At 68.9% G+C, this 26,218-nt stretch carries 22 protein-coding genes; 17 read left to right on the forward strand and 5 right to left on the reverse strand.

Going from position 1 to position 26,218, the window contains the following annotated elements; translation table 11 throughout:
• Complete coding sequence (locus BLU81_RS02775; protein WP_197686105.1) at positions 1 to 1,212, reverse strand: SGNH/GDSL hydrolase family protein; 1,212 nt, start codon at positions 1,210 to 1,212, stop codon at positions 1 to 3.
• Between the two features lie 154 nt (positions 1,213 to 1,366).
• On the opposite strand from BLU81_RS02775, the gene BLU81_RS02780 reads away from it, so the two are divergent.
• Positions 1,367 to 1,900: a hypothetical protein gene (locus BLU81_RS02780; protein ID WP_092556519.1), complete on the forward strand. Its 534-nt coding sequence runs from the start codon at positions 1,367 to 1,369 to the stop codon at positions 1,898 to 1,900.
• A gap of 211 nt (positions 1,901 to 2,111) precedes the next feature.
• Here the strand turns inward: BLU81_RS02780 and BLU81_RS02785 are convergent, their stop codons facing one another.
• Genes BLU81_RS02785 through BLU81_RS02795 form a run of 3 tightly spaced genes read right to left on the reverse strand, consistent with a single transcriptional unit; the run spans position 2,112 to position 5,603 of the window.
• On the reverse strand, positions 2,112 to 4,175 hold the full coding sequence (locus BLU81_RS02785) for a sensor histidine kinase (RefSeq protein ID WP_092541292.1): 2,064 nt from the start codon (positions 4,173 to 4,175) through the stop codon (positions 2,112 to 2,114).
• A 25-nt stretch (positions 4,176 to 4,200) separates the two neighbouring features.
• Entirely contained in the window at positions 4,201 to 4,866 is a 666-nt protein-coding gene (locus tag BLU81_RS02790) for a cache domain-containing protein (RefSeq protein ID WP_157751130.1), read from the reverse strand.
• A gap of 11 nt (positions 4,867 to 4,877) precedes the next feature.
• Positions 4,878 to 5,603, reverse strand: a complete 726-nt coding sequence (locus tag BLU81_RS02795) for a FadR/GntR family transcriptional regulator (protein WP_092541296.1) — start codon at positions 5,601 to 5,603, stop codon at positions 4,878 to 4,880.
• A 107-nt stretch (positions 5,604 to 5,710) separates the two neighbouring features.
• Here BLU81_RS02795 and BLU81_RS02800 point away from each other — a divergent pair, with 107 nt between their 5' ends.
• The 14 genes from BLU81_RS02800 to BLU81_RS02865 all read left to right on the forward strand — a co-directional run bounded on the left by BLU81_RS02800 (position 5,711) and on the right by BLU81_RS02865 (position 23,938).
• Entirely contained in the window at positions 5,711 to 6,730 is a 1,020-nt protein-coding gene (locus tag BLU81_RS02800) for an ABC transporter ATP-binding protein (protein ID WP_231954060.1), read from the forward strand.
• Positions 6,731 to 6,743: 13 nt separating this feature from the next.
• On the forward strand, positions 6,744 to 7,940 hold the full coding sequence (locus tag BLU81_RS02805; protein ID WP_092541300.1) for an ABC transporter substrate-binding protein: 1,197 nt from the start codon (positions 6,744 to 6,746) through the stop codon (positions 7,938 to 7,940).
• 8 nt (positions 7,941 to 7,948) lie between these two features.
• Positions 7,949 to 8,806 (forward strand): ABC transporter permease, encoded by an 858-nt coding sequence (locus BLU81_RS02810; RefSeq protein WP_231954065.1) that lies wholly within the window; start codon positions 7,949 to 7,951, stop codon positions 8,804 to 8,806.
• Positions 8,803 to 9,618: an ABC transporter permease gene (locus BLU81_RS02815; RefSeq protein ID WP_197686106.1), complete on the forward strand. Its 816-nt coding sequence runs from the start codon at positions 8,803 to 8,805 to the stop codon at positions 9,616 to 9,618. The genes BLU81_RS02810 and BLU81_RS02815 overlap by 4 nt, the downstream gene beginning before the upstream one ends.
• Before the next feature lie 37 nt (positions 9,619 to 9,655).
• The gene (locus tag BLU81_RS02820; protein WP_092541301.1) at positions 9,656 to 11,653 is read left to right on the forward strand and encodes a hypothetical protein; all 1,998 of its coding nucleotides are present in this window, start codon (positions 9,656 to 9,658) and stop codon (positions 11,651 to 11,653) included.
• A 156-nt stretch (positions 11,654 to 11,809) separates the two neighbouring features.
• Positions 11,810 to 14,719 (forward strand): M36 family metallopeptidase, encoded by a 2,910-nt coding sequence (locus BLU81_RS02825; protein ID WP_092541303.1) that lies wholly within the window; start codon positions 11,810 to 11,812, stop codon positions 14,717 to 14,719.
• A gap of 230 nt (positions 14,720 to 14,949) precedes the next feature.
• Positions 14,950 to 16,425, forward strand: coding sequence for a sensor histidine kinase (locus BLU81_RS02830; RefSeq protein ID WP_092541305.1), 1,476 nt, complete (start codon positions 14,950 to 14,952; stop codon positions 16,423 to 16,425).
• A 361-nt stretch (positions 16,426 to 16,786) separates the two neighbouring features.
• Entirely contained in the window at positions 16,787 to 17,401 is a 615-nt protein-coding gene (locus tag BLU81_RS02835; RefSeq protein WP_092541307.1) for a PilZ domain-containing protein, read from the forward strand.
• A gap of 221 nt (positions 17,402 to 17,622) precedes the next feature.
• Positions 17,623 to 19,842 carry a putative bifunctional diguanylate cyclase/phosphodiesterase gene (locus tag BLU81_RS02840; protein WP_231954067.1) on the forward strand — a complete coding sequence of 740 codons (2,220 nt, stop codon included), beginning with the start codon at positions 17,623 to 17,625 and terminating at the stop codon, positions 19,840 to 19,842.
• Positions 19,843 to 20,036: 194 nt separating this feature from the next.
• Positions 20,037 to 20,972 (forward strand): hypothetical protein, encoded by a 936-nt coding sequence (locus BLU81_RS50185; protein ID WP_092541309.1) that lies wholly within the window; start codon positions 20,037 to 20,039, stop codon positions 20,970 to 20,972.
• Positions 20,969 to 22,582 carry a M16 family metallopeptidase gene (locus BLU81_RS02850; protein WP_197686107.1) on the forward strand — a complete coding sequence of 538 codons (1,614 nt, stop codon included), beginning with the start codon at positions 20,969 to 20,971 and terminating at the stop codon, positions 22,580 to 22,582. Before BLU81_RS50185 ends, BLU81_RS02850 begins: the two co-directional genes overlap by 4 nt.
• Positions 22,579 to 22,983: a RidA family protein gene (locus BLU81_RS02855; protein WP_092541311.1), complete on the forward strand. Its 405-nt coding sequence runs from the start codon at positions 22,579 to 22,581 to the stop codon at positions 22,981 to 22,983. Before BLU81_RS02850 ends, BLU81_RS02855 begins: the two co-directional genes overlap by 4 nt.
• A gap of 4 nt (positions 22,984 to 22,987) precedes the next feature.
• Positions 22,988 to 23,275: a hypothetical protein gene (locus BLU81_RS02860; protein ID WP_092541313.1), complete on the forward strand. Its 288-nt coding sequence runs from the start codon at positions 22,988 to 22,990 to the stop codon at positions 23,273 to 23,275.
• A 60-nt stretch (positions 23,276 to 23,335) separates the two neighbouring features.
• Positions 23,336 to 23,938: a dihydrofolate reductase family protein gene (locus BLU81_RS02865; RefSeq protein ID WP_092541315.1), complete on the forward strand. Its 603-nt coding sequence runs from the start codon at positions 23,336 to 23,338 to the stop codon at positions 23,936 to 23,938.
• A 1-nt stretch (position 23,939) separates the two neighbouring features.
• Here the strand turns inward: BLU81_RS02865 and BLU81_RS02870 are convergent, their stop codons facing one another.
• Positions 23,940 to 24,425 (reverse strand): hypothetical protein, encoded by a 486-nt coding sequence (locus BLU81_RS02870; protein ID WP_092541317.1) that lies wholly within the window; start codon positions 24,423 to 24,425, stop codon positions 23,940 to 23,942.
• Between the two features lie 146 nt (positions 24,426 to 24,571).
• On the opposite strand from BLU81_RS02870, the gene BLU81_RS02875 reads away from it, so the two are divergent.
• Together BLU81_RS02875 and BLU81_RS02880 are read left to right on the forward strand one after the other, a co-directional pair.
• Positions 24,572 to 25,480 carry a helix-turn-helix domain-containing protein gene (locus tag BLU81_RS02875; protein ID WP_092541318.1) on the forward strand — a complete coding sequence of 303 codons (909 nt, stop codon included), beginning with the start codon at positions 24,572 to 24,574 and terminating at the stop codon, positions 25,478 to 25,480.
• Positions 25,481 to 25,540: 60 nt separating this feature from the next.
• The gene (locus BLU81_RS02880; RefSeq protein WP_092541320.1) at positions 25,541 to 26,191 is read left to right on the forward strand and encodes a hypothetical protein; all 651 of its coding nucleotides are present in this window, start codon (positions 25,541 to 25,543) and stop codon (positions 26,189 to 26,191) included.
• Positions 26,192 to 26,218: the final 27 nt, after the last annotated feature.

Below are 26,218 nucleotides of genomic sequence, written 5' to 3' on the forward strand. Positions count from 1 at the left end.
TCAACCGGCGAACCACGACAGGTCGGCGGCGTCGGCGATCGCCCGCATGCCCGCCGGCGACGGATGTAGATGGTCACCGGAGTCGAAGCCAGCCCGGAACCGGGCCGGCGCGGCCGGATCGTGGGTGGCCCGATCCTGATCCAGAACGAAATCACAGCCGCTGCCGCCGGAACGGAGGAAGGCGTTGATCTCGGCACGGCCCGATTCGCCTTGCGGCGACCAATAACCGGCACCCTGGTACGGCGTCAACGTCGAGCAGATCACCCGTACCCCCGCCGAGTGAGCCCGGGCCGTCAACTGCCGCAACGTGGCGATCAACCGGGACGCCGGAGGTGGATCGGCCGCACCCAGATCGTTCAGCGCGTCGTCGGAGATGATCACCCACCGGACACCCGGCCGGCTCAGCACGTCCCGTTCGAACCGGTTCACGCCACTCTCACCCCGGCCGTCCGCGGTGAACCGGTTGCCGCTGATGCCCACGTTGAGCACCCCGACCCGGTGCCCGGCCTGCCGCAGCCGGTCGGACAACAGGTCGGGCCAGCGCTCGTTGGCACCGGACCGTGTCCCCAGGCCGTCGGTGATCGACGCCCCGAACGCGACGACCGCCCCACCGTCACCGCGCACGTCCAGACCGGACAGGAAGAACCAGCTGGTCTCGGTACGAACCCCGGACAGTCTCGCCGCCGACACCTGCTCTCCGGCGGCGACGTAGTTGTGCTGTACCGCGATCCCGTGCCGGGTACTCGGGCCGGTCGCCGACGGCAGCCAGGCGCTGATCGCCACATCACCGTCCACCGGCACGTCGAAGGACACCTTGTCACTGACCGCCGTCGTACCCACCGGAATCGTGACCGACGTCCGGCCACCGAACGTCACCGCCCGGTCGGTCGCCGGATCGATCACACCACCGGAGACGGGCCGGGCCAGGCGCACCGCCCCGACCATCAGCGGCCGGGTCCCGAACTCGTTCGTCAACCGCACCCGCGCGGTGTCACCGCCGATGCTGGTGTGCACGATCTGCCGCAGCGTGTGCTTGCCGAACGACCGGCCGCCGCTCTCGACCGCGGTCGCCCAGGTGCCGGCCCACGGTCGTTCGTCCGGTTCCTGTTTCGCCGGAGCCGCGGAAAGCGACGGTCCCGGCTCCGGTGACGGTGGCAGCGGAGCCGTGCATCCGGCGGTGAGCAGCACCGATAGCCATGCCGCCCGCCGCATGATCTCCCCGTTCCGTCGTGGTGCGCCGATCCTGTCATCGGTGCCTGCCGTCGGCCGAACCCCGGCGTGAACCTGTGGTCAACTCGACATCGGTGTGGGCTGGTCGAGACGATGTTCAATGGGCGGACAGGGATGGGAACCCGAGAGGAAGACGATGACCGCGATCGTGGGATTGGCCCGGGGCGATGCCGTCTACATCGGCGGCGACAGTGCGGGAACATCCGGTTGGAACCTTTCCGTCCGCGCCGATCCCAAAGTGTTCCGTAACAAGCAGTATCTGTTCGGGTTCACCAGTTCGTTCCGGATGGGACAGCTGATCCGCTATTCCCTTGACCTCCCCACGCCCAAGGGCGACCTGGACCGCTTCATGGTCACGAAATTCATCGACGGCCTGCGGGACTGCCTCAAATCCGGCGGATACGCCCGCAAGGAGGAGGAACAGGAACTCGGCGGCACGTTCCTGGTCGGCGTCCGCGGCCGGCTCTACACGATCCAGGACGACTACCAGGTCGGATCGGCCGCCGACGGTTACGCGGCCGTCGGCTGCGGCGACCAGATCGCCCTCGGCGCCCTCTACGCTACGGCCGGCCGCGGCGTGCGCCCCAAAGCCCGGGTCCGCCTGGCGTTGTCGGCAGCGGAACGGTTCAGCGCCGGCGTGCGAGGCCCGTTCACCTGCAAAAAGCTTTGATTTCGTACGAGCGGCGCAAAGCCCTGTGACGTCCCCGCGAGGCAGGCGACCGGCCAGGCCACCTCGCGACCGCCGGGCCGAATGCGGTGGTCGGCACCTTCGGGCCCGCGGCCGGTCCATCGCATTCGGCCCGGCGGTCGCGGGGCGGCCTTGAGGTTCGCCTGCCTTGCGGGGACGGGGCGGGGCTGTGGGGTGGCGTACCGGAAAGGGTTTAGCCGATTTTGATCGGGGTTGCGGGTTTGGTGGAGGTCGGCAGGGCTGGGCTGGGGGAGCACGGCAGGGAGAGGACGAAGACGGCGCCGCGGGGCTGGTTGGGCTGGTAGGTGATGGTGGCGCCGGAGGCTTCGGCCAGGCGGGCGACCAGGTAGAGGCCCAGGCCGGTGCCGGATTTGGTGGTGGCCACGCCGGTTTCGGCTCGGGTGAAGCGTTCGAACAGGTGCGGGATGAAAGCGGCGGGTACGCCCTCGCCGTGGTCGCTGATCTTCACCTGGACCCGGTCGTGGTCGTGTTTCACCGCGATCTGGATGGGCGGGGCGCCGTATTTGACGGCGTTCGCCAGCAGGTTGCCGAGCAGTAGTGCCAGGTGGACCGGGTCGGCGTAGGCGAACACCCGGTCGGGGCCGGTGACGGTGGCGGTGTTCGTCGGGTCGGCGGAGTCCTGGGCGGCCACCGCCTGGCGGGCCACGAGGGCCACGTCGAGGCGGGCGGGGCGGGCGTTGAGTGCCCCGGAGTCCATCTGGGCGAGCGTGAGGATCTCGCTGACCAGCTGTTCGGCGCGGTGGCCGGCCGAGGTCATCCGGCGTAGGTAGTGCCGGCGGGTCTCGTCCTCCATGTCGGTCCAGTCCTCGGCGAGCATCTCGCCGGCCGACACGATGGTGGTGAGTGGCTGGCGTACGTCGTGGCTGAGCATCGCCATGAAGTCGCCCATCTGCTCGTTGGCGTTCTCCAGGCGGGCGGCGTGCTGCTGGAGTTCGGCGGCGTCGTCGCGGCGGGCGCGTTCCAGCATGCGGCGTTCGGTCACGTCGACGATCTGGGTGGCGAAGTACTGGGCCCGGCCCGCCTGGTCGTGCAGCAGACTCGCGGTGATGATCACTTCGACGGAGCGGCCGTCGGCGTGCAGGTACCGCTTCTCCATGTCGAAGCCGTCGGTACGCCCGGACAGGCAGTCCTGGATCAGGTGCAGGCAGCCGGGCAGGTCCTCGGGGTGGGTGAGGGTGGCGAAGTTCACGCCGACCAGGTCCGACTCGGGGCGGCCGAGCATGACGCAGAGAGCCGGGTTGACCCGGAAGAACCGGCCGTCGAGGTCGGCCATGGCCATGCCGATGCGGGAGTTGTCGAACAGTTTGCGGAACCGTTGTTCGCTGTAGCCCAGTTGGTGGCGGCTGCGGCGGGCCCGGACGGTGGCCACGACCACGAGCAGGCCGACGACCGAGGCGGTGATCAGTGCGGCCCGGCCGGCGGCGCGGCTGTCGGCGGTGGAGGCGTACAGCACGTTCTCGGTGGTCGAGGCGGACAGTCGCCACGGGGTGCCGGGGATCGGCTGGGACGTGTACTGCCACCATTCGCCGTTCTCGCGGTAGCGGCCCCGGCCGGCGCGCGACATCGCGGCGGACAGGTCGGTCTCGTCCGCTGCGAACATGGTCACGCCCTCCGGGTGTGCGTGGTTGGCGGCGACGACGACTCCGGCAGAGTCCACCAGATGGATCTTCACGCCGGTCAGCTGGATGGCGCTGGACAGGTAGGCGGAGAGCGGGCTGTGATCCGAGACGGCCACCGCGCCGGAGAAGACCCGCAACCCGAACCGGGTGCTGAACGGCACGGCGATCGCGACCACCGGCACACCCTGTGCGGCCGACGGCACCATCGGCGACACCGCGGCCCGGCCTTCCCGGACCGCGGTCCGCAGATGCGCGTAACGGTCGGCGAGTCGCTGCCCCTCGACTGCCGGGTTCGCTGGGACGACCTGCAGCACCCGGCCTCCGGCGTCGAGCAGGACGGCGGCCGGGTAACCGAAGCCGCCGACGGTGCGGGTGAAGTCCCGGGAGTCCACGACCTGGTCGCTGAGGAAGGCTTTGGCCTGTTCCCGCTGCCGGGCGATCAGGTCGTCGACGAACGAGGTGACGAACTCGGCGGCCAGGTCGGCGCGAAGATGGTAGCGCTGGATCACGGCCTTCTTGGTGCTGTGTTCCACCCACCACAGGACGCCGGTGCCTACACACGTCAGTACCAGCCACACCGCTAGCGGCGCGGCCAGGAGGCGCCACCCCGTCCGCATGTTTCCGACTATGGCATGACTTGGGTTATGGCCAGGTCAGGACCGTCAAAGGCAGGGTGCCGCACGGTGTCAGGCTGACCCCGCCGGGCAAGGTCATCGGGGTCTGCCGGATCAGCGCGTCGCGGATCTGCGCGTCCCGGATCAGCGAACCCGCCAGATGCTGGGCGGTGGTGCCGGCGACCACCCGGCCGTGCGTGTTGACCAGGGCGGTGGGGCTGCCGACGGTGCGCAGCGCCGGGCGCAGGGCGCGTTCGAAATCGGCCACGAAGACGTCCGCCCCGGCTATCCCGGCAAAAGCGCCGTCGTCGTCGTGGATCGGCTCGGTGAACGTCAGGGCGTACTGCTCGGCGCAGACGTAGTCGACGTAGGGCCCGGTGACGTGACGGCGGCCGGTCTCGCGGGGGATCGTGAACCACTGTTGCCGCTGGACGTCGACATAGGTGTCACTGGTGGGGTCGAGGTCCAGTTCCAGCCGGGTGGGGCCGGGTCCCATCCACCACTCCAGCTCGTTTCCGGTGGTGATCACGCCGGCACCGGAGATCAGGCCGCTCACCGCCGCGATCACCCGCGGCCGCAACCCGGACAGATCGCTGAGAGAGGTCGCGGTGCGCAGCTCGCTGACGACGGCGAACGTGCTCTCGGCGAGATCGGTGACGTGTTCGGCCAGGGCTGTCGTTACATGGATCGCCACGGATCCCGCCTTCACTGCTCGATCAGCGTCAGGTGCAGGGTGACCAGCCGCTCGACGGCCCTCTCCAGGTGATCCTCGGTCAACTTCCGGGCCAGGTCACCGTCGCCCGCCGCGATGGCCGCCGTGATCCCGCGATGGTCCGCGTGCGGATCATATGCGTTATCGCCGTCGGGCAGAACCGGCGACCAGAGCAGCGTTCCGAGCTCGGTCGCGAACCGGATCTCCTCGCGGGCCAGCCGGGCACTCTGCGCGACCGCCGCGACCTCCAGGTGGTAGGCCCGCTCCATCCGGTGCAGCGGCCCGGAGGCGTCGGCGTCCACCTCTTCGATGCGCAGGATGTCGTCGGCGTCGGCACGCTGGGCGGCCAGCCGGGCCGCGGCTCCGGCGATCGCGGCGTAGTGGTCGGCGGTGTCCCGCACGGTGGGCAGGCTCAGCTCGGTCAGCCTGGTGCGCAGATCGTCTTTCGCGGCCGGTGTACGCACGAAACTGCCGCCGCCCCGGCCACGCCGGGTCTCCACCAGGTTCTGCTGGCGCAACGCGACAAGAGCCTCCCGCACGGTCACCCGGGAGACCCCGAACTGGGCCGCCAGGTCGGCTTCGCTGGGGAGCTGCTGGGCGTCGGTGAGCAGCCCGAACGTGATGGCGTCGGTGAGCCGGCGGACCACTGTCTCGGCGCGGCTGTGCGGGTCCAGCGGTGCGAACACCACGGATCGCGCGCTGGCTCGGTCCGTCCCCATGCCGGTGATTGTTCCGTACGGCTGTTAACAGAGCGGTTACCGGGCTGTCTTGACCTTTAAAGTCTGACGCCATACCTTTTCGCTAAATCGCTCTCAGGGAGTTCCCAGTGACCGCTGTTTCCGTCCCGGCGATCCGGCTCGCCGGGCTTCGCAAGTCGTTCGGCGCCGTCGACGCGGTGGCCGGCATCGACCTGGAGATCGCCGACGGTGAGTTCTTCTCCATGCTCGGGCCGTCCGGCTCCGGCAAGACCACCGTGCTGCGGATGATCGCCGGATTCGAACTGCCCACCGCCGGAACCGTCCACCTCGGCGACCGCGACGTGACCCGCCTCGCCCCGTTCGAACGCGACGTCAACACGGTCTTCCAGGACTACGCGCTGTTCCCGCACATGACCGTGCAGGAGAACGTCGAATACGGCCTCAAAGTGCGGGGAGTCCCTCGCTCCGCACGCCGAGCCCAGGCCGCCGAAGCGCTGGAATCCGTGCGCCTCGACGGATTCGGCGGTCGCCGGCCGGCCGCCATGTCCGGCGGTCAGCGGCAGCGCGTCGCCTTGGCCCGTGCACTGGTCAACCGGCCCAAAGTGCTGCTGCTCGACGAACCGCTCGGCGCCCTCGACCTGAAACTGCGCGAACAGATGCAGGTCGAACTCAAGGCCATCCAGCGTGAGGTCGGCATCACCTTCGTCTTCGTCACCCACGACCAGGACGAGGCGCTCACCATGAGCGACCGGGTCGCGGTCTTCGAAGCGGGGCGGGTCGCCCAGGTCGGCACACCGGCCGAGGTGTACGAGCGGCCGGCCAGCTCGTTCGTCGCCGGCTTCGTCGGTACGTCCAACGTCTTCACCGGTGACGTCGCCACGGCTCTCTTCAAGCGGCAGGGCACCTTCTCGGTACGTCCGGAGAAGGTCGACCTCACGGCGGATTCCGGAGCCCCCGGTGTCGTCGCCGAGGTCGTTTACGCGGGTGCCGTCACTCGGTACGTGGTCGACCTCGACGCGGGCAGCCGTGCCGTGGTCGTCTCGCAGAACCGCCACAACGGCGCGCCGCTGGTGACCCGAGGTGATCGGGTCCATCTGAGCTGGCGTGACGAGCACGTCGTCGAGATTCCATCTGTCGTTCAGTCGTGAATGGAGACCGCGCATGCGAAGCGGAAGAATAGTGATGGCGGCCCTGGCCGCGGGTGTGCTGACACTGGCCGGCTGTGGCGGCGGCTCCGCATCGACCGGTTCCGGTCCCGGCGGCCTCACCGTCCCGAAGATCGACGAACTGGCCGCGCTCGGGGCCGGTGAGGGACAGGTCAACGTCGTCTCGTGGGCCGGTTACGTCGAGGACGGATCCACCGACAAGACCGTCGACTGGGTCACCGGGTTCGAGAAGGAGACCGGCTGCCAGGTCAACAACAAGATCGCCGGTACGTCCGACGAGATGGTCACGCTGATGAAGACCGGCGAGTACGACGTGGTGTCCGCCTCCGGTGACGCCTCGTTGCGCCTGATCTACGGCGGTGACGTCGCCCCGGTCAACACCGACCTGATCGTCAACTACAAAGACGTCTTCGACGGCCTCAAGAACAAGCAGTGGAACTCGGTCGACGGCGCCTCCTACGGCGTCCCGCACGGCCGCGGCGCCAACCTGCTGATGTACCGCACCGACACGGTCACCCCGGCCCCCACCTCGTGGAGCGCTGTCTTCGACCCGGCGTCCCCGTACCAGGGCAAGATCACCGCCTACGACTCGCCGATCTATATCGCGGACGCGGCGCTGTACCTGATGAAGACCAGACCCGACCTCAAGATCACTAATCCGTACGCCCTCGACGACACGCAGTTCCAGGCGGCCGTCGACCTGCTCAAGCAGCAGAACAAGCTGATCGGCGAGTACTGGTCCGACTACACCAAAGAAGTGCAGGCGTTCAAGGCCGGCAACTCCGTGATCGGCACCACCTGGCAGGTCATCCAGAACCTCACCAAGGCCGACGGCGCGCCCGTCGAGGCGATCCTGCCCAGCGAAGGCGCCACCGGCTGGTCCGACACCTGGATGATCGCGGCCAAGGCCAAGCACCCGAACTGCTCCTACCTGTGGATGAACCACATCATCTCGCCGCAGGCCAACGCCGGAGTCGCCGAATGGTTCGGTGAGGCCCCGTCGAACAAACTGTCCTGCGCGCTCACCGCCGACAAGAACCACTGCGCCACCTTCCACGCCGACGACGAGGACTACTTCAAGCAGGTCTGGTACTGGACCACGCCCCTCGCCCAGTGCGTCGACGGCCGGACCGACGTGACCTGCAAGGACTATGCGGCCTGGACCCAGGCCTGGACCACCATCAAGGGATAGCGGTAATCGTGTCCACTCTCGGTTCGTACCTGCACCGGCACCCGCGCCTGCGCCTGGCCGGCCTGCTCTCCGCCCCACTGCTCTGGCTGGTCGTCGCCTACCTCGGCGCGCTCGCAGTACTGCTGGTGTCAGCGTTCTGGACCGTGAACGGATTCACCGGGGACGTGGTCCGGGAGTTCTCCCTGGCGAACTTCCGGACCCTGATCACCGAGGAGGTCTACCGCAACGTCGCCCTGCGCAGCCTCGGCGTCGCCACCGCCGTCACGGTGATCTGCGTGGTGATCGCCGTGCCGATGGCCTTCTTCATGGCCAAGGTCGCTTCGCCGCGATCCCGGCACTGGCTGGTCATCGCGATCCTCACCCCACTGTGGGCCAGTTACCTGGTCAAGGCCTACGCGTGGCGGATCCTGCTGGCCAACGGCGGCCCCGTCGACTCGTTGCTCGGCGGCCCCGGATCAGGCCCCGGCTACGGGCTGGTCGCCACCGTCATCGTGCTGTCGTACCTGTGGCTGCCCTACATGATCCTGCCGATCTACGCCGGACTGGAACGCCTGCCCGACTCCCTGCTGGAAGCCTCCGCCGACCTGGGCGCCCGCGCCGGCCGGACCTTCCGCTCGGTGGTCCTGCCGACCCTGGTCCCGTCGGTCTTCGCCGGCTCGATCTTCACCTTCTCGCTGTCGCTGGGCGACTACATCACCGTCCAGATCGTCGGCGGCAAATCCCAGCTGATCGGCAACCTCGTCTACGCCAACATCGGCGCCGCCAACAACCTCCCCTTCGCCGCCGCCATCGCCACCGTGCCCGTCCTGATCATGGTCATCTACCTGCTGGCGGTCCGCCGCTCCGGCGCCCTGGAGGAGCTGTGACCCTCTCCGCACCCGCCCGCTGGGCGTTGCGCGCCGCGATGGCCCTCGGGCTCACCTTCATCTACGTTCCGCTCCTGCTGGTCCTGGTCAACTCGTTCAACGGCGACCGCACCTTCGCCTGGCCCCCGCACGACTGGACCACCCGCTGGTGGGGCGCCGCCTGGGCGAACGAAGGCGCCCGCCAAGCCCTGCTCACCTCGGTCGAAGCCGGCCTCGGCGCCACCGCGATCGCCCTGGTCCTCGGCACGATGGTCGCGTTCGCCGTCCAGCGCTTCCAGTTCTTCGGCCGCGACACCGTCTCCCTGCTGATCATCCTGCCGATCGCGCTGCCCGGCATCGTCACCGGCATCGCCCTGGACAGCGCCTGGCGCTCCGTCATGGGCGACCTCGGCATCGGCAAAGGCCTCTTCTCGGTAGTGGTGGGTCACGCCACCTTCTGCGTGGTCACCGTCTACAACAACGTGCTGGCCCGGCTGCGCCGCACCGGCACCAACCTGGAGGAGGCCTCCGCCGACCTGGGCGCCGGACCCTGGCAGACCTTCCGCTACATCACGTTCCCGATGATCCGCTCCGCGCTGCTGGCCGGGGGTCTGCTGGCGTTCGCCCTCTCCTTCGACGAGATCATCGTGACCACCTTCACCGCCGGTCCCGGCGTCACCACCCTGCCCATCTGGATCTTCAACAACCTGTTCCGCCCCAACCAGGCCCCGGTCGTCAACGTGGTGGCAGCCGTCCTGATCGTGCTGTCCGTCCTGCCGGTCTGGCTGGCCCAGCGCCTCGCCGGCCCCGCAACCGGCACCGGGCGCACCTGACCAGCGGTTTCTTGATCATGTCGGCTACCCTCGCGCGGTGTCCTCCGCCCCCACCGCCCACGTCTCGCTCGGCCCGATCGGCAACATCGCCGTCGGCTGGTCCCTGGCGATCCTGCACCGGCGCCGGTTGCTCGCCGTACTGCTTCCGCTGTTCACCGTGGCACTGCTCAGCCTGTTCCTGCTCGACCTGGTCCTGGGCCGCGACGCGACGGTGATCATCGACGGCGCCCTGATCGTCGCGGGCACCGAGACACTGGGGCAGGCGAAACTGGGCGTGACCGCCGTGTTCTGGCTGGTGGGCCTCACTGCGGGCACCGCGACCATCGCCGGTGCGGAGCGGGGAGAGCCGATCCGCCCGTGGTCGGCGATCCTGGCCGCCGTCCGGCGATTGCCGGTGCTGGCGGTCGCCGTGGCCGCGGTGGTGGGTGGAACGTTTCTACTGCTCAGCGCAGTGGCCCTGCCGGCATTGCTCCTTGTCCTCGGCGTGCTGACGGTCGCGGCGGTGCTCGGCACATGTCTGTTGATCAACCTGATCGCTTCCGGCGGCATGGGGCGCACGTCGACGCGCGGGCGGGTGGGGAGCACCGCCGGCTCGTTCGTGCTGGGGGGCGTGCTGGTGCCGTTGGTCGCGGCGTGGCTGCTGAACACCCCGGTCTCCGCGATCCACCCGGCTGTGGTCGGGCCGATCGGCGCGGTTCTACTCGCCGGAGTGCTGATGGCCCAGGCGGGCATCCTGGCCCACATCGGCCTCCTGTCGCCGACCCCGTCTGTACCGGCTTCGTCCGGACCCGCTTTGTCTGAATCCGCCTCGTCTGAACCTGCTTCTCCCGAGTCCACCTCTCCCGAGTCCACCGCTGATCAGCGGGCTGAACTGCCGGAACCGGGGCGGCGGCCCTGGCTTGCCGGGGCGGCGGCGGTCATCGCGCTGGTCACGCCGGTCGTCTTCGCGGCGGTCAACCCGTTCGGGGCGCTGACCGTGAGGTCACACACCAGTGTGCCCGGCGGAGTGTCCGCGATCGCCTGGCCGGCCGGTAGTCATCCGGTGATCGCGACCATCTCCGGGGTCCGGTTCTGCGACGACGACGTGTGCGCCGCGTACGCCGAACGCGACGGCGGGCCGACCGTCTGGGACGGATACGGCACCGCCACCATCAGTGCGGACGGCACCTCCGTACTCAAAGCCGCCCTGACCGGCGGCCCGGACACCGGCGGGCCCTTCGTCAACTTCACCGTGTGCACCCACCGGGGATGCCCCGAGCAGTGGTTCCCGGTCCGGGCCTCGGCCAAGGAACCGGCGTTCGGCTGGTCCGATCTCGCCGTCGCGATCGCACCCGACCAGGCCCTCTGGTTCGGGCTGGCGACGATCCCGGTCAAGGACGAGAGCCGGTACGACATCACCCTCATCCGCTGCCCCGACACCAGTTGCAGCAAGCCGGAACGGCACCGGGCCGGATCCGTCGAACGCGACCCCGAGGACACTCTCGCCGGCCGTCAGCGCAACCTGCTGTCGATCGGCGCCGACGGCCGGCCGTCGATGGTCATCCGGACCGGCACGACCGCCAGTCTGGTGACCTGCGACCCGGTCACCTGCGCGAACCCGCGCACCACGTCGACCTTCGCGGGCCCGAACAGCACCGCCTGGGCCGCACTTCCCGGCCGGCCCGGACAGGTGATCGCCTTCGACCCGGGCCGCCTGCAGATCGGCGAGCAGACGGTGCCGCTGGAGGGCAGCGAGATCGCAGCGTGGTCCGGAGCCGTTGCCGACGGTGGTTCCGTGGTCGACGGTGGTTCCGTGGTCTACGTCACCGCGGCCGAGGCGACGGACCCGCCCGGACTGCACATCACGATCAGCAGTGGGGACGAACCGGAGCAGCCCGGCTACTGGCGACAGATCCTGTGGCGCTGCGCCCAGAACGGCTGCACCCGCCAGGTCCTGGACTCGATGGCGGACGCGCTCGGCCGGGAGGCCATGACCGTCTCGGCGGACGGCCGGATCCTGATCGTGCGCCAGGACCGGATCCTGCTACTCGACTGACGCCCGTTCTTTTGATTGACTTCGATGGCGTTCTGCTGCCGTACCCCAAAATGATCGACGCATCTCGATTTTGTGGCCGTTTGGCCCATGCCGTGGACCGGCGCCGGTGCGGTCGGATGCGAAGGACCGGTAACGACCGTCCTTTAAGGAGGTACCGTGCGCACACCATCCCGTGCGTTGGCGGGCACCACCACTGCACTCGTCGCAGCCGTGCTCGTCCTCGCCCCCGGTGCCGGTGGCAGCGCGGCACCAGGCACCCCGGCTTCGGCCGGGCCCGCAGAGGTGCACGGCGACCACGACCACGCAGACACCATCGACAACCGCAAGGGCCGCACCGCGCCCACCTCGAAGCAGCGGACCCTCGCCGCCGACAGCAGCGCCTCCGCCCGATGGAACATCTTCGGCACCCCGGCCAGCCTCACCGCGACCAGCGAACCGCTCGCGTCCGGTCTGCCGGCCGAACCGGTGGCGGCAGCCCGGGCATACGTCGCGGGCAACCGTGACGTCCTCGGCATCACCGCCGCAGCGGCCGAATCCCTCCAGGTCCTCACCACCCAGAAAGCCGGCGAGGGCAGCATCGTCCTGTTCCGCCAGAAGTTCGGTGACCTCGAAGCCGGACGCGACGGCCTGCTGTCGGTGGGCATCCGCGACGGCAAGGTCTGGTATTTGAGCTCCTCACTCGCCCGCGACGCCGCCGCCCCGGAACCCGCCACCCTGACCGCCGCCGACGCCGAGCGTATCGCCGCCGCGAACGCGGAGATCACCGAACCCATCCTGCTGGGTACGAGACTGGTCGCGATCCCGACCCCCGACCAGGGCGCCCGCGCGGCCTACCAGGTGGCCCTCGGCGCCGGCCTGACCAGCGCCGACCCGGTCGCGTACACGACCTGGGTCGACGCCCGCAACGGCGGCATCCTGGTCCGGGAGAACATCGTCGACCACGACGCCGACAACCCGGAATGGGACGTCTTCCCCAACTCGCCGCGCACCGACTACTCGTCCCGCGACACCCGGCAGCGTTTCTGCTGGACCCCGCAGCGCGGTTGCGACGAGGCCGTCTCCGGTCCCGCGTCCCCGGCGGCGTGGGACGTCGACCCGGCCACCGGCGCGCCCAGCAACACCACCAAGGGCAACAATTCGTTCGCCGTGCACAACTGGTTCTCCAACGACGCGTTCTCGGTCGGCACCGAACTGGCCACGCCCAGCCCGACCCGGGACTACACCTACCCGTGGACCAACCAGTGGTACCGGGAGAAGTGCGCGCCGACCACCTTCGACACGCCGGCCCGTAACGACATCGACGCGGCCCGGGCCAACCTGTTCGTACAGCACAACCGGATGCACGACTGGTCGTACCTGCTCGGCTTCACCGAAGCCACCTGGAACATGGAAGGCGACGGCGCCGACCCGGAACAGGGCAACGCACAGGCCGGAGGGGTCAGCGGCGGCCCGCCGGACTTCCTGGCCCGCAACAACGCCAACCAGATCACCCCGCCCGACGGGCAGGCGCCGATCACCAACATGTACCTGTGGCAGCCGATCGCCGGCGCCTTCTACGGCGCGTGCGCCGACGGCGACTACGACATGTCGGTCATCGGCCACGAGTACACACACGCCATCACCAACCGCATGATCGCCGGTCCGGACGCCGGCCTCAGCTCCCCGCAGGGCATGAGCGAGAGCTGGTCCGACCTGCTCGCCGTCGAATACCTGGCCGAGCACGGTTACGCCCCGAAGGGCGCCCGCGGCTTCACCGTCGGCGAGTACGTCACCAGCGACCCGGTCGCCGGTATCCGCAACTACAACATGAGCAACAACCGGCTCAACTACAGCTCGGTCGACTACGACTTCGTCGGGCTGCAGGTGCACGCCTCCGGTGAGGTGTGGAGCGCCACCAACTACGACATCCGGGCCGCGTTCCTCAAACGGTACGGCGCCGGCACTCCCGCCCTGCAGAAAGCCTGTGCCCAGGGCAAGAAGGCCGTCACCGCCTGCCCCGGCAACCGCCGTTGGATCCAGCTGGTCTTCGACTCGTTCCTGCTGATGGCCAACAGCGCCAACAGCCAGGTCGACGCCCGCGACGCGCTGATCGGCGCCGACCTGGTCCGCTTCGGCGGCGCCAACCAGGACCTGCTGTGGAACGCGTTCGCCAAACGCGGCCTCGGCGAGGGAGCCGTCAGCAACGGGGCCGGCGACGCCAACCCGACCCCCAGCTTCAGCTCCCCGCACGCCAAGGAGGCTGCGGTCACCTTCCGTCCGGTCGACGAGACCGGCACGGCGGTAGCCGGCGCGAAACTGTACGTCGGCGACTACCAGGCCCGCGCCGTAGCGGTGGCGGACACCGACCCGGCCACCACACTGCCCGACACGGTCAGCCTGGTAGCCGGCTCCTACACCTTCATAGCCCAAGCCCCCGGGTACGGGCACGCGCGGGTCACCCCGAAGTCGCTCAAAGCCGGCAAGACCACGAAGCTGACCGTCAAGTTGCCGCGCAACGTCGCCTCCGGCACCAGCGGCGCGACGGCCACCGGCGACGGCGTCAACCTGGCCAGACTGATCGACGACGACGAGGCCAGCAACTGGGCCTCGCTAGGCAGCGCGGTAGCCGGCAAGGGCGTCACCGTCGACCTGTCCGGCGACAAGCAGAGGGTCCGCCGAGTCCAGGTCAGCGCCCTGCTACGCCCGGCGATCACCGGTGACGTGGACGCCGGGACCCAGAACCGCTACACGGCACTGCGCCAGTTCAAGGTCTTGGCCTGTACGGCCTCGGCCACCGTGACCTGCTCGGCCCCGGCCGACTTCCGGCCGATCTACACCAGCCGCCGGGACGCGTTCCAGGCCGGCGCTCCGAGGCCCCGAGCCCCGCAGCTGATCGTGAAATCCTTCGACATCCCCGACACCACAGCCACCCACCTGCGCATCGAGGCGGTCACCAACCAGTGCACCGGAGCCCCCGACTACGCCGGTGAACAGGACGCGGACCCTCGGGCCAACACGGACTGCGCCACGGCCAGCCCGCAGGCCCTGAACGTCCGCATCGCCGAGTTCCAGGCCTTCACCCGCTGACCCGACACTGACGAGCAGGGCGCCCCGGCGAACGCCGGGGCGCCCTCCGTGGCATCAGGCGAAAGGTGAGAAGCTCGATCGACACGTCTGCATCTCCGTACGCCGGGCGCGGTGCCGCGGGTACCGTACTCGATCGGAGCGACCGAGGGCCGGGGTGAGATCACCCGGGATGGATCAGTCGTGATCCGCGACGTTCTCGCTGTAGTAGGTCGCTGGACGGGAGTGCTCTGGTGTCTCAGTCCGCCGAGACGGTCAGTGAAGCCCACGAACAGGGTCGTCGTCTGCGGGTGCTGTTCGACAACCTGCCGGCGTTGAGTGCCTATTGGGATCGAGACCTGCGTAACGTCATCGCCAATCGGTCCTACATCGAATGGTTCGGACATGCCCCGGAACAGATGGTCGGAATGCATATCCGGGATGTGTTGGGCGAGACCCTGTACGCGAAGAACCTGCCCTACATCGAAGGTGTCCTGGCGGGCCGTGAGCAGTGCTTCAAACGCACGATCGTGGACACCAGCGGTGCGGCCCGGCCCACCCGGGCCTACTACGTACCGGACGTCGTCCACGGACGGGTGGCCGGCTTCTTCGTCCTGGTCACCGACGTCGCTCCGCTGCTGGAGGCCGAGCGGGATCTGGCCGAGGCGCAGCGGCTGGCCGAGCTGGGCAGCTGGCAGCTGGACGTGCTGGCCGGAACGGTGACCTGGTCGGCGGAGATGTACCAGATCCACGGCGTCGATCCCGAGTCCTTCCCGATCAGCATGGACCGCTATCTGGACATGGTGCATCCCGGCGACCGGGACCGGCTGACGGACGTCTTCCGTACCGCCGTCGCCACCGGAACCGGATACGAGGTCGACTACCGCCTGATCCGGCCGGACTCCCAGGTCCGGGACATGCACGGTCGCGGACTCCCGCAAACCGATGACAACGGCAGGGTGGTACGCCTGCGCGGCACCACTCAGGATGTCTCCACTACTCGCCGGGCCGCCCGGGAGCTGCGCCGCATCAATCGGGAACTCAGCGACGCCAACCAGCTGCAGGCCGACATGATCGGCATGCTCGGCCACGACGTACGCCAACCACTGACAAACCTTCTCGCCCATCTCACCGAACTCACCGACGCATGGGACGACACCGATGAGCGCACCAGGAGGGCCGATCTGAACCGCGCCACGGCGGCCGCTCACCGCCTGGCCACCCTCGTCGACGACATCCTGACCATGGCACGGCTCGACGCCGGCGCCATCGTCTGCCAGCCCCGTACCCTTCTGCTGGCCACCGCCGTCCAGGAGGTCGCAGGCCAGATACCTGAGGACATCGCGGTCGACATCGACCTTGATCGGTACGTCGACATCGACCCCTTCCACCTCCGTCAGATCCTCACCAACCTGATCGGCAACGCCGTCAAGTTCGGCCGGCCGCCGTTCGGTGTCACCGCGGCCACCACCGAGAACGAGACCACTGTCAGCGTGTACGACTACGGCGAAGGCGTCCCCGACGAATTCGTTCCCCACCTGTTCGAACGATTCGCCCGCGCCACGGCCGGCATCGCCACCCGCAGACCGGGCACCGGTCTCGGTCTCTACCTGGTCCGCCGGCTGGCAGAGACCAACGGCGGCACCCTCACCTACCGCCACCACAAGCCCCAGGGAGCGTGCTTCACCCTCACCCTCCGGCTCGCTCCCCACACCGGTTCCTCTCGGTAGCACCGCCGGTGAGAAACCCGCGGTGATGAGCTGTGGACGGTGCCCGGTGATCCCTCCCGGTGCTGGACGCTCGCCCGCCACCACGAGACCGAGGGGACCGGCGCCCCGACGACGTCCGGTCCTGCCGGGAGTATCGGTCAGCGGCTGGTCCAGCGGACCGGAGTGACGGTGCCGATCGGATCGGCGAAGCGACCCGGTCAGGGATCGGGTGCCGGCAGTGGTCGTGTACATCGGGACGGCGCACACCCCGGCCTACCCTGGCGTGCTGACCTGCACCTGGGGGGTGGTTCGCGACGGTACTGTCTAGGTCGGGAGGGTTCGACCGGACCGCGATTCGCACGCCCAGAAGGATCTGACGATTATGGTCAATACCTCGGAAGAGCCTCGTCCGTGGACCGTTCCCACCGCCAGCGCGTCGCTCGGCGGTGGCACGGCCCGGAACTGCCGGGTTTCGCGGGAGAGCGACGGCACGCTCCGGCTGAGCCTCACCGGCTTCGCCATGGTCGGTGTCGACGTGGTCCTGACCTGGACGCAGAACGGCAACGGCTTCAGTATCGTGGGCACAGTAGTGCCGCCGCCTCCCGGTGGCATGCCCGGCGTGTACATGCGGGTGGACACGGCAGTCGGCGCCGTCGACCGGCGACGCTTCCGGCGCGTCTCGGTGCAGGTGCCGGTCGTGGTGATCCTGCCCTCGGGCCGGATGTTTCCCGGCCTGGCAAGCGACCTGTCGCTGGGCGGGGCGCGAGTCATCGTCGATCTAGAAGTCGACGACCTCGGTGAGGAGACGCTGATCCACCTGGCCGAGGGACTGGCCCCCGGCCAGTCGGTCACCCTGGAAGTGTTACTGCCAGACGGCTCCGCGGAATTGCACTGTCAGGTGGGCGGCAGCGAAGAACTCGGAGACGTCCGCCTGCTGTTCGTGGACATGCACGCCGAGGTCCGCGACCGGCTCGACGCCTTTCAGAAGACCCAGTGACTTCAGGTCCGCTGGATACTCCGCCCAGCCCTCAGCATCGTCTGACGCATCACCACTCTTGCAGAGAGTGATCGGCACATGCCATCTCCGCATACCCGCTGAATGTTTACGCGGTCCGTTTGTCTGCCGATGTGAAGGTCATGGGAGAACCGGTCGATCGGCCCCCGGTCACATCGCGGGTGGCAATCTGGGGGTGTGGGATTCTTCTGATCCCTATCCTGGTGCAGAGTGTCACGGGATGGGGCGCCGACCACGCGTTGCTGATCAATGATCTGACCCGAATCCCTGTCACACTGCTGACTGCGGTGCTGAGTCTGCGGCTGCTGCGCGGAACTTCCCTGAGCCCGCGGCGGTATCGCGCCTGGCGATGGCTGGGGGCGGGCTTCGTCTGCCAGTTCGCCGCCCACATGGCATCCCTGATCCATACGATCCTGCGCCAGCCGCCCGACTATCCCAACGCGGCCGACTATCTGTACGCGATCGCGATCCCCTGTTCGGTCGTCGGCCTGCTGTTGCTCGCCAGTGCCCCGCGCAGCCGCGCCGAACGCATGAAGATGCTGATCGACTCGATCACCGTGCTGGTCGGAGCCTCCATGGCGATCTGGTACCTGGAGATCGCGCCGATCATGCAGATACCCGGCGCCGATCTCGAGATGCTGGTGTTCTCCGCCGCCGTCCCGGTTCTCGACCTGGTACTGATCTTCGCGCTGGTCGTTCTGGTCATGCGCCGCGCGACAGCCGCCACCCCGGTGCGGCTGCTGGCGGCATCAGCCGCTCTCAAAGTGCTGGCCGACACCTCCTACACCATCACCTACGTGCAGTTCGGCATCGCCCTCGCCCCGGGGACGTGGCCCTTTCTGTTGTGGGCCGCGGCGGACCTCCTCGCGCTGCTGGCCGTCCACCACCAGGCGCGCGAGCGGGACGAACCGCTCCCCGACGGGCACCACCCCAAGCGCTTGGTCAGCTGGCTCCCGTACGGTGCGATCGTCCTCGCCTACGGTCTGCTCGCCTTCGTCGGGCGTCACCAATCGCTGTATTCCCTCGGCGGGATGATCCTGGGTGCCATCGTCCTCACCGCCCTGGTGATCGGCCGACAGATCCTCGCCCAGCACGACAACCGCCGGCTGGCCGTCACCGACCCGCTCACCAAACTGTCCAACCGCGCGCTCCTCACCGACCGTCTGGCCGATATGATCCGGCAGCCGGTCAGCAAGAGCCGGCACAGCGCGTTGCTGCTCATCGACCTAGACCGCTTCAAGCCGATCAACGACACGCACGGGCACGAGGCCGGGGACGCCGTCCTCGTGGCGGTGGGTTCGGTGCTGCGCTCGGTCATCCGTTCCGGCGATACCGCGGGCCGGTTGGGCGGCGACGAGTTCGCCCTGCTGCTGCCCGATCTGCCCAGCCGGGCCATGGCCGAAAGCATCGCCCAGCGACTGATCGAAGCCCTGCGCACACCGGTTGTCTTCGGCGAGGTGCTGCTCAGCGTCGAAGCGAGCATCGGCGTGGCATTCCGCGATGAAACGGTCACCAGCCCCGAACAGTTGATCGCCAACGCAGACACCGCGATGTACGCGATCAAGCGCTCGGGTCGTGGAGATTACCGGATCTACCACGCGGACATGGATGTCCGGTCCCGCGACAACGAACTGCGGCATGCTCTGGATCGCCATGAGTTCATCGTTCACTACCAGCCGATAGTCTCCTTGACGGGAAGCTCCGACAACGGGGTCGAGGCACTGGTGCGCTGGAACCACCCGGATCGGGGTCTTCTGCCGCCGGCCGCCTTCCTCACGGCGGCCGAGGACACCGGCGCCTTGATCCCGATCGGAGAATGGGTCCTGCGTGAGTCCTGCGGACAGATGGTCCGGTGGCAGCGACAGAATCCGCTGACGGCTCCGTCCTGGCTGAGCGTCAACCTCTCTGCGAGCCAGGTCAGGCACCCCGGGCTGGCCGACATGTTCCGCGCCGTGCTGGACGACACCGCCTTCCCGGCCGCCCGGCTGATGGTGGAGCTACCCGAGAACAGCCTTCTGGAGCCCGACGAGCGAACCGCGGCGAACCTGCAGGCTCTGCACGCTCTCGGTGTCAGACTCGCCGTCGACAACTTCGGAATCGGCCACTCAGCCATCGGCTACTTCAAGTCCGTGCCGCTGAGCGTAATCAAGCTCGACAGAACGCTGGTGGCGCGTATCGATGTCGATCCGGACTCACACGACGTCATCGAAGCCCTCATGAGGCTGGCCTCAGCATTCAAACTGCACTCTGTGGCCTCGGGGGTGGAAAACGCCGGCCAGGCCGATCGTCTGGTCAGGATGGGGTGCGGCTACGGACAGGGCTACCACCTAGGGCGGCCGATGACGGCCGAAACCATTACCGGGCTGCTGGCCGCGAGCGCCTATCCTTCTTCACCGGCAGAGGCGACGATCGTCAACGGGTAACCGGCGACGATCGGTGGCTGTCCGTACTGGGTGGCGTTGCCGATCAGGCCTCGGCACGGCCGTTCTGGAGCTGCGTCATCGGCGAATAGCGTATTACCCATCGGAGATGGGGTGCATGAGCCGATTCAGGAGTGCACCCGGCCCGCCACCGGGCTTCACCCCGTACCGCAACCGGATCTTCCGACTGTTCCCCCGTGCCCAGTGTTACTGATGACGTCGTCCTCGACCCTGCCGTCGCCCACCCCGAACTGGGCTTTCTCCGCGCCAAGCTGGCGGAGGGAGACTGGTGGTCCTGCCGTCCCGTGTTGGACGCCGCCGCCCCGGACGCCCGCACCTGGCTGCTGCGGGCCGCCTGTGACGTACCGGGCATCGCCGACATGCTGCGGTACGTGCTCCTGGTCAACCCGCAGGACAGCACCGCCGCGGCCCTGCTCGGCATGCACCTGACCGATGTCGGTTGGCAGATCCGGACCGGAGCCCGCGCGAACGATGTCAGCGACGCCCAGTTCGAGGCCTTCCACGACTGGCTGGCCAAGGCGGAGATCGTGCTGATCGAGGGGACCGCCCGCTGCCCGCAGGATCCGGCGCTGTGGTCGGCCCGTCTGACCGCCGCCCGCGGGCTGTCGCTGGGCCTGTCCGAGGCGAAACGCCGGTACGCCCGGCTGGCCGCCGTCGACCCGCACCACCTGCCCGGGCAGTTGCAGTACCTGCAGCAGATCTGCCCGAAATGGGGTGGCGACTGGGATCTACTGCACTCGTGGGCGACCGAGCAGATGCTGGCCGCGCCACCCGGCGCACCGCAGGGCGTGCTGGTGGCGACCGCGCACCTGGAACACTGGCTGGAGTTACCGGACGACAGTCCATACCTGACCGGCACGGTGGTTCGTGAGGCCGTTTACCAGGCTGCCCACCGGTCGATCTGGCACGACGGGTTCCGCCGCGATCCCGGCTGGGTGCCGCTGGTCAGCACCTTCGCGATGCTGTTCGCTCTGATGGCGGATCAGCCGGCCGCCGCGGCCACGTTCGCGATGACGGGGCGGCTGGCGAGCGAACATCCGTGGATGATGATCGGTGATCCGGTCACCGAGATCCGTAAGTACCGTCGCAAGGCCCAGTCAGGAGCGCGATGATCCACCAGTTCGAGGTCGACGGCGTACCGGCGATCTTCTCGCCGTCGACCGGACCGACCCGGGCCGGTCTGGTCTTCCGCGTCGGGTTCGCCGACGAGACGCTGCCCCGGGCCGGCATCACCCACCTGCTCGAGCATCTCGCCCTGCACCGGATCGGGCGGGAGTACCACTCCAACGGCACCACCACCGTCGAGCACACCTCGTTCCACATGCAGGGCTCGAACGGGGACGTGGTCGCGTTCCTCACCGGGGTCTGCGCGGCTCTGACCGACCTGCCGATGGACCGGATGCCGGTGGAGAAGGATCTGCTGCGCGCCGAGGCCGCGCGCCGCCGCCCGTCGGTGTACGAGCGGATGGCGCTGTGGCGGCACGGCGCCGTCGACTACGGCGTCTCCGGGTACCCCGAGACGGGTCTCGCCGCGATCACCGAAAACGATCTCCGGGAGTGGGCAGCACGGTATTTCACCAGGGACAACGCGGTTCTCTGGGTGACCGGCCCGGCCGTTCCGGAGGGTCTGCGGCTGGCGTTGCCGGCCGGGCAGCGCCGCCCGTGCCCGCAGCCGTCGTCGGCGCTGCCGGTGACCCCGGCCTGGTTCGGCGGCACCGGGGACGCCGTCGCCTGGAGCACGGTGGTGCCGCACAGCCCGGCCGCGGAGGTCTTCGCCGACCTGCTGGAGCGGTCGATGTTCCGTGACCTGCGCACCGTCGGCGGCATCTCCTACACCGCGGCGACCAGCATGCAGCGGATGGGACCCAACACCATGATCCTCGGGTACGCCGACGCCGTCCCGGACTCCCACCAGGCAGTGCTCGGCGGCATGATCGACGTGCTGGCCGCGTTCGGGGCGGGCCGCATCGACCGGGGTGACCTGGCCCTGTCGATCCGCCCGGACATCGAGGAGGACCTGCCGGAACAGGCGCTGAACGTGCTCGCCGGCCGGCCGGTCCAGTCCGCTGAGCAGCGGGCCGCCCAGATCGCCGCGGTCACGGCCGACGACATCGTGGCGGTCGCGCGGACGGCGTACGCCGCAGGGCTGTTGATGGTCCCGGACGGCACCAGCGCGCAGTGGGCCGGATACGTGACCGCCCCGCTCTGGTCGGAGGAGACGGTCAGCGGTACGGCGTATCCCGCGCGCACCCGCCGCAAGGCGCGCCTGATCGTCGCGCCCGACGGGGTGAGCCTGGTCGCCGGGGAGCAGCCGATCACCGTACGATTCGCCGCCTGTGCCCTGTATCGGGCCTGGCCGGACGGGGCGCGACAGCTGATCGGCCACGACGCGATCGCCGTGCACATCGAACCGGAGCTGTTCCGCAACGGCGTGAAGGCGATCGCCGAGTTGGACGCGCGGGTACCGGCCGGGTTGCGTGTCGACGAGCCGCCCCGCAGCCCGGAGGCCGTCCCGGTCGTCCGGCTGCGTGACCGGCTGCCCCGATTCGAGCGTTTCCACCTGATGGTCGCGCTGCTGATCGCCTACGTGATCACGGTGACCGGGCTGGTCCTCTGGCAGGAGAAGTACTACATCCAGCTGATCATGCACGTGACGTTCGCGGCCCTGGCGTTCCGCAACCTGCGCAACCGCCGCGCCCAGACACAGAGGAGATCCACGTGATCGACAAGTTCAACCCGGCGACCGTGCACGAGCCGTCCGGCTACAGCCACGTGACGATCTCGTCGGCCGGGCGACTCGCGCACCTGGCCGGTCAGTGTCCGCTCGACCTGTCCGGGAAGGTCGTCGGCCTGCCCGGCGACCATCACGCGCAGACCGCCCAGGTGATCACCAACTGCCTCGCCGTCTTGGAGGCGGCCGGTGCGAAACCCGGCGATGTGGTGCGCTCGATCGTCTACGTGGTCAGCCCGGACAGCGGCGTCCTGTCCGCGGTCTGGGACCAGCTGATGGAGTCGCCGCTGGCCGAGTCCTTCACCAGCGCGAGCACCCTGCTCGGCGTCGCCTCCCTGGGCTACCGGGGCCAGCTGATCGAGATCGATCTGACCGCCGCTCTGCGATCTTGAATTCGTGGAAGACGACGTACTGACATTCCAGGCGCCGACCGACCGTCGCCTGGTCCGCTGGGCGGTCGAACGGAAGATCCGGTTCATCATGCTCGGCGCCAGCGCGGCCTTCTTGCCCGTGGCGGCACTTCTCGTAGCGGCCGGTCCCGGCGCCGCCGCCATCGGCGTGCTGATAGGCGCGGTTGTCGTGGCGCTGGTGATGCCCGGCCAGGCGGCCACCGGAGCGATGGCCCGGGTCACCGAGAACGAGCGGGCGCACCTTCTCCGGCTGTTCCGGTCCCAGGAGCGATGAGTTTGCGACGATGCAGTGGTCTACCCCGGGTAAGCACGCTGATCTGAAAGGGACATCACCATGGCCAAGGTCGTCTCCACACTGTTCATCTCCGCCGACGGGGTCGCCGAGATCGACCCGGACTGGCACTTCCCCTACTTCGACGAGAACATGGGGCGGTCCGTCGCCGAGGACTACGACACCGCCAACGTGCTCCTGATCGGGCGGGGGACGTACGACAGTTTCGCCGGTGCCTGGCCCGACCGGGAAGCCGCCGGCGGTGACGACGCGCCGTTCGCCAAGCAGATCGGTGACCTCCGCAAGATCGTCGTGTCCCGGCAGGACTTGGAGTTCACCTGGCGCAACAGCGAACTGATCGGTGGCGAACTCGCGGCGTCGGTGGCCGCCCTCAAAGCCGACCCGGCGATCAAGGGCATCCTCATCCCCGGTTCCATCGGGGTGGTCCAGCAGTTGCTCGCCGCCGGTCTGGTCGACGAGCTGCGGCTGCTGATCCACCCGGTCGCCGCCCGCAAGGGCCGCAAGCTGTTCGACGACGGCGACAGCCCCTACCACCTGACGGTGACGGCCACCGAGGTCTTCCCGACCGGTGTGATCCGGGTGATCTACGCCCCCGGCGAGGGCCCGGCCCCGGCCGGTTACGCCGACGCCGTCAAGCAGCTGTAGCTCAGTCCGCGTCGTTCGCCGGGTGACCCACGATCACCCGCAACTCCTGGCCGAAGGTGGCGACGTCGGTGCGGAAGTTCTCCTTCTGCTGGCGCACGATCTTCCAGTACAGATAGCCGAGCGCCGCCCCGCCGGGGATGCCGATGAACACCAGCGGCTGCCAGATGCCCTCGAACAGGAACTGGGCGAACGTGCACAAGGGCAGGAACACCGCCGGGAACCCCATCAGGAACGGCCAGAGGATCTCGGGCCGAGGCTTGTGGATCACGGCGGTGAGCACCGGCCCGCTGCCGTCGTCGGTGACCTGCCCGTCCACGCGAGCCTTGGAGGACGGGTAGACGGCGCGGGCCGTGAATCGCCCGTCGTCGCCGATGTCGACAGTCACCGAGTGGTACTCGAGCTCCTGTTCCTCCCGGATCTGCGCGACGGCTCCGGCGACGGTTCCCGCCTCCGGAACCCGGATGGTCAGCTCGTGCTTGCGGCCCATGGTGTCTCTCCCCTGCTCGCCACCACAAGATCCACACGGTACTGACTCCCGGCGTACGGATCCAACCGTGCCGATCACCGGGTTCGTCGCAGTCTCGCCTGTCGGCACTTGACCTTCCAGCGGCTGGAAGGTCCAGGATTCCTCCCATGGACGACGCACCCGAACTGCTCACGATCGGCCGGCTCGCCCGTCGCACCGGCCTTCCGGTGCGCACGCTGCGCTTCTGGTCGGACGCGGGAGCGATTCCGCCGGTGGCCCGTTCGGCCGCCGGCTACCGGTTGTACGACGCCGCCGCAGTGGCCCGGGCCGGCCTGGTCCGGACGTTGCGGGAGCTGGGTCTGCCGCTCGACGACGTGTGCCGGGTGCTCGACGGCCGGGCCACGGTGGCCGCGGTCGCCGCAGCGCAGGTGACGGCGATCGACGCCCGGATCCGCTCCCTCAAGGTCAGCCGGGCCGTGTTGTCCACCGTGGCGAAACGCGATTCCACCGCAGAGGAGACAGCACTGATGAACCGTTTGGCGCGGCTGTCGGCCGCCGAACGCCTCCAGATCATCGATGATTTCAAAGCCGAGGTGTTCGGCCGTCTCGACCTCGAACCGGGACAGCGCGACAGGATGCGCGACCTGCGTATCGAACTTCCCGACGATCCCACCCCCGACCAGGTGGACGCCTGGATCGAGCTGGCCGAACTGGTCCAGGACCGGGAGTTCCAGACCCGGATGCGCGTGTTCCTGGAGCTGGCGACCCCTGCACCCGGTCAGCCCGAACCGCCCGGCGCCAGCATCTGGTGGGCCAGACAGGTCGTCGAGATCGTCGCGAAGGCCAGACACGACGGAACCCGCCCCGACTCTCCGGCCGCGTCCGACCTGATCACAGGCATGTTCAACGGCTCCGATCCGGCCGCCGTGCTGGCATGTCTGGAGGCCGGCATCGAGGCGGGCGCGGAGAGATACCGCTGCCTGGTCTCCCGAGTCCGCGGCCAGTACAGCGCCCCGGACGCCACCGACGACCTCCACTGGCTGGCAACCGCTCTTCGCACGGCCGCCGGCCGGTAGCCGCGGGGGAGTTCGCGGGGATGGGCGGACCCGGGGCCCGGACCTTGGGATGCTCGACAGGTGCGTGACTGGCCGGTTCTTGTCGTCGTCCTGGCACTGGTGGCGGGATGTGGCACGGCGCCCGAGGTGCCGTCCCCGGTGGTGCCGTCGATCAGCGCCTCCGGGGAGCAGGAGAGCAGCGACGGGTGGGAGATCACCGTTTACTACACGGCGGTGGAGGAGTTTCACGACGGGGTGGCGACCGCGGTCACCGGGTGCCTGGTGCTGGACTGTTCGGGTGGGGACGACGACCTGGGGGACTATCCGGCCGACTTCGTGCAGGCTGTGCACGACGAGGGGACCGGGCTGACTCGGTCGGGGCGGTACCTGAACTGGTCGTACGACGTCGGCTACTGGCTGGACTCGGTGGCTCGGGCCAGTGACGGGGGTGTGCTGGAGCCGTTCGTGACGGCGGCGGCCGATTCGGATGTGCTGGCGCCGGGGACTGATTTCCGGATCTCGGGGTGTGGGCGGCTCGAGGACGGGACGGCGCCACCGGTGGCGGTGTGTGGCCGGTTGTCGGCGGCGGGCTGGCACATCAGTGACGAGTTCACGCCGGGGCTCGGTGGGGCCCGGCACATCGACGCCTACATCGGGCCGGAGACAGGACCCGATTTCACCGACTCCGAGTGGTATCTCACCCTGGTCGGCGCGACTTTGGCGATCTCGTGAACACGGGTGGCGGCAACTGGCAATACG

Source organism: Actinoplanes derwentensis (assembly GCF_900104725.1).
GTDB lineage: Bacteria > Actinomycetota > Actinomycetes > Mycobacteriales > Micromonosporaceae > Actinoplanes > Actinoplanes derwentensis.